Below are 6,045 nucleotides of genomic sequence, written 5' to 3'. Positions count from 1 at the left end.
GCGGCACACATGCCGCCCTGCGCCGCGCCCGTGTGAGAACGAGTCGGGTAGAGCTTGGTCAGGACGGCGGTGCGCACCCGAGGACCGGCCTCGATCGCCGCACGCATTCCAGCGCCACCGGCACCGACGATGACGACGTCGTAGCGGTGCTCCTGAATCGGTCGGGATTCACTCATGCGAGGTGGCCTGTTCCTAACTGATGTTGGGGTCGAAGGTGAAGATGACGTACGTGCCCGTGACGAGGACCAGGATCATGGAGACGACCAGCAGGGTCTTCAGCCAGAACCGGGTGGAGTCCTTGCGGGCGTAGTCGTCGATGACCGTGCGCATGCCGTTGCCGCCGTGCAGCTGGGCCAGCCACAGCATGCTCAGATCCCAGATCTGCCAGAACGGGGAGGCCCAGCGACCCGCCACGAAGGCGAAGTTCAGGCGCTGCACGCCGCCGTCGATCATCAGCATGATGAACATGTGGCCGATGACCAGGAAGACCAGCAGCAGGCCGGAAGCTCGCATGAACAGCCACGCGTACTTCTCGAAGTTGTTGCCGCTGGTGCGCCGCGGAGCGCGGGGCGCGTCCAGGCTGGCCGGGCGGTCGTAGGACTTACCGAGTACAGGTGCGCTCATGTCAGTGCTCCGTCAGCAGGTAGAAGAACTGGCGGCCGACGCCGGCGCCCGCGATCAGGATCCAGAGCGTGAGCACGACCCACAGCATCTGGCGCTGGAAGCGGGGACCCTGCGACCAGAAGTCGACGAGGATGACGCGAATGCCGTTGAACGCGTGGAACAGCACGCAGACGACAAGGCCCATCTCCATCAGCGCCACGATGGGCGACTTGTAGGTCTCGATCGTGCGGCTGTAGGTGTCCGGGCTGACTCGCACCAACGCGGTATCCAGCACGTGGACGAAGAGGAAGAAGAAGATCGTCACGCCCGTGATGCGGTGCAGCGCCCACGACCACATGCCGGGGTCGCCACGGTAAAGGCTGCGCTTCGGCTTGGCCGGAGCTTCTAGCGTGGTCATAGAGTGCGGTGCCTCCAACGTCGTTGATGGACCCGGTCAGATCCGGCCGCGGAGCCGTTGGACTGTCGATAACACCTGCTCACACGTGGAATCGAAAACCCAGTGGCAGTGCGCAGGCCCGCATTCGGGTACCTGAACCGATCTGAGGAGGACTCTAATCCCCGCGTGTAGGGGGAACTAATTCGGCGTGCCGCTCGTTGGCCGAAAATTGACCGACTTAGGTTTGCCTTTCCTGATTTTTAGAGTGGTGTGCGAAGGTATGCGCAAGGGTTGCCCCGCGTCCGGGAGAGGATGGTCCGATATGTCGGAAATCGATTGGAATGCCTTGCGCGACAATGCTTTACAAGTAATGTCCAAAGCGTATGCACCCTACTCCCGATTCCCTGTCGGGGCCGCGGCTCTCACTTCCTCCGGAGTCGTTGTGAGCGGCTGCAATGTGGAAAATATCTCATACGGACTGGGCCTCTGCGCCGAATGTGTACTGGTCGGTAACTTGATTTCGTCCGGAGCCGGGCGCTTGATAGCCGTTTCGGTATGCGACTCGCGCGGCGAAATACTCATGCCCTGCGGCCGCTGCCGGCAGCTCCTGCTCGAACATGGCGGACCCGATCTGCTCGTCGACCATCGCAGCGGACCCACGCCCTTGAAGATGCTGCTGCCGGACTATTTCGGCCCGGAGGACCTGGAAGCCGGGCGGCAGTAGCCCTTTCCCACCGCGAGCGCGCCGGAATGACGAGGGGCCGGATGCGTGCCAGGGTGGAGGGCGTGAGTGTGCACTCTGCGGTGGACGTGATCCGGGCCAAGCGCGACGGTGGCGAGCTGACCGACGCGCAAATCGATTGGGTGGTGGACGCGTTCACGCGCGGGGAGGTCGCCGACGAACAGATGTCGGCCCTGGCCATGGCGATCTTGCTGCGTGGCATGAACCGCCGGGAGACCGCGCGCTGGACGCGCGCCATGATCGAATCCGGCAAACGCATGGACTTCACCGATCTGCCCCGGCCGACCGTGGACAAGCACTCCACCGGCGGCGTAGGGGACAAGATCACGCTGCCGCTCGCCCCGCTGGTCGCCGCCTGCGGGGCCGCCGTCCCGCAGCTGTCCGGGCGCGGATTGGGGCACACCGGCGGCACTCTCGACAAACTCGAGGCGATTCCGGGCTGGCGGGCCGACCTTTCGGCCGGCCGGATGCGGGAGATCCTGGCGGATCCGGAGATCGGGGCCGTGGTCTGCGCGGCCGGAGCCGACCTCGCGCCCGCCGACAAACGGCTCTACGCGCTGCGTGACGTCACCGGGACGGTGGAATCCATCCCCCTGATCGCCAGCTCCATCATGAGCAAGAAGATCGCCGAGGGGACCGGGGCGCTGGTGCTCGATGTGAAGGTCGGGCGCGGGGCGTTCATGAAGGAGTTCGAGGCCGCCCGCGAATTGGCCACCGCCATGGTCGAACTCGGGACCGACGCCGGGGTGCGGACGGTGGCGCTGCTCACCGCCATGGACACCCCGCTCGGCTGTACCGCCGGAAACGCCCTGGAGGTCGCCGAATCGGTGGATGTGCTGGCGGGCGGCGGACCGGCCGACATCGTCGAGCTCACCCTCGCGCTGGCGCGGGAGATGCTGGCCCAGGCCGGAATCGACGGCATCGATCCGGCGGACGCGCTCGCCGACGGGCGGGCCATGGATCACTGGCGGGCCATGGTGCGCGCCCAGGGCGGCGATCCGGATGCCGCACTGCCGCAGGCTCGGCACACCGAGATCCTGCGCGCACCCGAAACCGGGGTGCTCGCCCGGCTGGACGCCATGGACGTCGGGCTGGCGGCGTGGCGGCTGGGTGCGGGACGGGCCCGGCAGGGCGATCCGGTGCAGTTCGGGGCGGGCATCGAAATGCATGCCAAGCCGGGTGATTCGGTAAGCGCCGGAAAGCCGCTGCTCACCCTGCACACCGATACCCCGGAAGCGTTTCCGGCCGCCTTCGAGGCGCTGCGCGACGCGTTCACCATCGCACCGGAGGCGATGGGGGAGCCCGCACCGCTCATTCTCGACCGGATCGGCGACTGAGCGGGCGCGGTTAGCCTGGAGAAGGTGAAGCGCAGAACCGAATTCCGATTACGCGGGGCGGTCGCGGCGGGCCTGGGCGCATTGGCGCTGGGTATCGCATTACCGCTGACCGTGACCCAGGCGAATGCCGAACCCCGCATCGATATCAATCCGCCGGAGACCTCCAGAGCCCAGCCGTACCCGTACTACTCCAGCTGCGCCGAGGTGCGGTCCGAGGGCAAGGCCCCTTTGTACGCCGGTCAACCCGGGTACACGGCCTATCTCGATCCCGACGGGAACGGCGTGGCCTGCGGCTAGCAGGTGAAGATCACGCGAATCCCAGCAACGCGTGGGCAACGACACGCCTACGGGCGAGTGGACACAGGCGAACTACCATGCCGCAGAACAAGAATGCGGCTACCGTTTCTACATGACTGGACCGACGCCGCTGACCCTCGCTTCGATCCGCCAGGCGCCCAAGGCGGTCCTGCACGACCACCTGGACGGCGGCCTGCGGCCCGCCACCGTATTGGAGCTGGCCCGCGACTGCGGGTACGACCAGCTACCGGCAGGCGATGCCGAAACCCTCGGCAACTGGTTCCGGGACGCGGCCGACAGCGGATCGCTGGAACGGTATCTGGAGACCTTCGCGCACACCGTGGCCGTCATGCAGACCCCGGAAGGGCTGCGGCGGGTGGCGCGCGAATGCGCCGAGGACCTCGCCGCGGACGGGGTGGTGTACGCCGAGGTGCGGTTCGCGCCGGAGCAGCATCTGGAGAACGGGCTCACCCTGGACGAGGTGGTCGAGCACACCATCGCCGGATTCCGGGAGGGGGAAGCGCTCGCCGCCGCCGCGGGCACGCCGATCCGCATGACCTGTCTGCTCACCGCCATGCGGCATGCCGCGCGCTCGCGGGAGATCGCCGAACTCACGGTGCGGTGGCGGGATCGCGGGGTCGGCGGGTTCGATATCGCCGGCGCCGAAGCCGGGTATCCGCCGTCGCGGCACCTGGACGCCTTCGATTACATGCGAGCCAACCACGCGCACTTCACCATTCACGCCGGCGAGGCGTTCGGGCTGCCCTCCATCCACGAGGCTTTGGCCTTCTGCGGCTGCGATCGCCTCGGGCACGGTGTGCGCATCACCGACGACATCACCGATTCGGCGGCCGGGCCGCAACTCGGACTGGTCGCGAACTATGTGCGGGACATGCGGATTCCGCTGGAACTGTGCCCCAGCTCCAACGTGCAGACCGGCGCGGTGCCCTCGCTCGACAAGCATCCCTTCGATCTGCTCGCGCGCCTGCGCTTCCGGGTCACGGTCAATACCGACAACCGGCTGATGAGCGACACCTCCATGAGCCAGGAAATGCTCAAGCTGTCACAGACTTTCGGCTACGGCTGGAGCGACCTCGAGCGGTTCACCATCAACGCCATGAAGTCCGCCTTCATCCCGTTCCCGGACCGCCTGCGCATCATCGACGAGTTGATCAAGCCCGGCTACGCGGTGCTCCTCGGCTGAAAAGCGAAGGGGCGCCCGGCTTTCGCCGAGCGCCCTGCTCGCTTCGGGTGTGGGCGGAGCCCAGGTGTCCCCTTGCCGGGGTTCGGGGGCGGAACCCAGGTGTCCCGTGTCGGGGTTCGGGGGCGGAGCCCGGGTGTCCCCTTGTCGGGGGTTCGGGGGCGAAGCCCCTGAGAGCCCCGAGAGTTGGGTTACGCCTTGTCGAGACGCGTTTCGAAGGCTTCCTGGAGCGCCTTCCAGGCGTCGGACTCGGCCTGGAACGGCGGATTCGGCGCCATCCGGGTCGGGTCCGGGTTCAGCAGGTAGGAGACGTACCAGCCGAGCGGGGTGGAGACCGCCAGCGCAGCTTCGACGGCGTCGTCGTCGGCGTAATCGGCTGCGTCGGTGAACAATTCGACCGCCAGATCGAGCTGATCGGTGTCGACCGCCTGCGGGCCCTCGGCCAGATCCTCGGCCAGTCCCGGCAGCACGTAGACGTTCTCGTCGTCCACCTCGACCTCGAGCGAACCGTCCACGGCGGCGGTCTGCACATCGCCGTAGGTGCTGACCCGCGCCAGGTCGTGCTCGTGATCGTCGGCCAGGTAGCGGGCCAGCGCGCGCTCGGAACCGAAGACGGTGATGGAGCCGTCGGTACCGAGGAAGATGGGCTCGTCGTCCACGTAGCAGCGCAGCGTGAAGAACGTCCCCTCCGAGGTCACGATCTTGACCGGGTCGATGCCGATCTCGTGCCAGAACGACAGCTCCTCGTCGTCCTCTTCCTCGTCGTCCTCATCGAGATCGACCGGTTCGAACTCGGACTCCTCGTCGCTGTCCGCCGCATCCTCGGCGTCGACGATATTCTCTTCCGCCGCAAGCAGTTCCGCCTCGGCCACCGCCACCGCGTCGGCATCCACCTCGGGCAGCGTCACCACCGAATCCACGGCGTCGAGCACCGCGTCCCAGTCCTTGGCGATGGCCGCGCCGATCTGATTCCAGAGCTCCTCGCCCTCCTGCCCGGCGAAGGCGCTCACGCCCGCGGGCAGCGCGCCCAGCACCGGGTGCGAGCCGAAGAACTTGATGACGACATCCAGCTCGCACACGTCACCGAGGTTGCGGACGATATCGAGGGTCTCCTCGAGCTCGGACACCACCTCCGGGTCCGGATCCTCGGCGGCCAGCTCGGGCACGCCGACCAGATCGAAGACGAACTGCTCCTCGGGCTCCAGCTCGGCGGCCGACAGACCAGCGATTATCTTCCAGGCCGGATGGTCGACGAGGTCGTTGTCGGAGTTGGTGCGAATGAACGCGGCCAGCTCCGCGACGGACTCGAAACCGTACAGGTCTTCCTCGTGACCGAGGAATGCCTGCCACTCATCGTCACCGTCTCGCCAGCGCGGTGCCCACAGGGTGACGAGATCGCCTTTGGTCAGGCCGAGCGCGATCGGGACGATGTCTCCAGAAGCCATGACCGGAAGCCTATCTAGTGCCC

8 protein-coding genes are annotated in these 6,045 nt (G+C 66.9%); 4 read left to right on the top strand and 4 right to left on the bottom strand.

All coding sequences use genetic code 11. The features are described from left to right. The 3 genes from NI1_RS37115 to sdhC form a co-directional block, all read right to left on the bottom strand. Window positions 1-176: FAD-binding protein (locus NI1_RS37115; protein ID WP_157535077.1), on the bottom strand; the 176-nt coding region annotated here is incomplete at its 3' end. 16 nt (window positions 177-192) lie between these two features. Next, window positions 193-624 (bottom strand): succinate dehydrogenase hydrophobic membrane anchor subunit, encoded by a 432-nt coding sequence (locus NI1_RS12080; protein ID WP_067818605.1) that lies wholly within the window; start codon window positions 622-624, stop codon window positions 193-195. A 1-nt stretch (window position 625) separates the two neighbouring features. Continuing rightward, window positions 626-1,021 carry a succinate dehydrogenase, cytochrome b556 subunit gene (gene sdhC, locus NI1_RS12075; protein ID WP_084523044.1) on the bottom strand — a complete coding sequence of 132 codons (396 nt, stop codon included), beginning with the start codon at window positions 1,019-1,021 and terminating at the stop codon, window positions 626-628. Between the two features lie 301 nt (window positions 1,022-1,322). Between sdhC and NI1_RS12070 the strand changes: the two genes are divergently transcribed. The 4 genes from NI1_RS12070 (at window position 1,323) to NI1_RS12055 (ending at window position 4,580) form a co-directional block, all read left to right on the top strand. Next, complete coding sequence (locus tag NI1_RS12070; RefSeq protein WP_067818599.1) at window positions 1,323-1,724, top strand: cytidine deaminase; 402 nt, start codon at window positions 1,323-1,325, stop codon at window positions 1,722-1,724. Window positions 1,725-1,750: 26 nt separating this feature from the next. Next, complete coding sequence (locus NI1_RS12065; protein WP_439957249.1) at window positions 1,751-3,079, top strand: thymidine phosphorylase; 1,329 nt, start codon at window positions 1,751-1,753, stop codon at window positions 3,077-3,079. Between the two features lie 24 nt (window positions 3,080-3,103). Then, on the top strand, window positions 3,104-3,376 hold the full coding sequence (locus NI1_RS40100; RefSeq protein ID WP_067818593.1) for an excalibur calcium-binding domain-containing protein: 273 nt from the start codon (window positions 3,104-3,106) through the stop codon (window positions 3,374-3,376). 112 nt (window positions 3,377-3,488) lie between these two features. Further along, window positions 3,489-4,580: an adenosine deaminase gene (locus tag NI1_RS12055; RefSeq protein ID WP_067818590.1), complete on the top strand. Its 1,092-nt coding sequence runs from the start codon at window positions 3,489-3,491 to the stop codon at window positions 4,578-4,580. Window positions 4,581-4,768: 188 nt separating this feature from the next. Here the strand turns inward: NI1_RS12055 and NI1_RS12050 are convergent, their stop codons facing one another. Beyond that, window positions 4,769-6,022, bottom strand: coding sequence for a SatS C-terminal domain-containing protein (locus tag NI1_RS12050; RefSeq protein WP_067818586.1), 1,254 nt, complete (start codon window positions 6,020-6,022; stop codon window positions 4,769-4,771). Between the last annotated feature and the right edge of the window lie 23 nt (window positions 6,023-6,045).

The sequence above is a fragment of the Nocardia inohanensis NBRC 100128 genome (assembly GCF_001612945.1).
GTDB lineage: Bacteria > Actinomycetota > Actinomycetes > Mycobacteriales > Mycobacteriaceae > Nocardia > Nocardia inohanensis.
The sequence above is the reverse complement of the archived record's forward strand: the minus strand, read 5'-3'. Positions and strand labels throughout refer to the sequence as shown.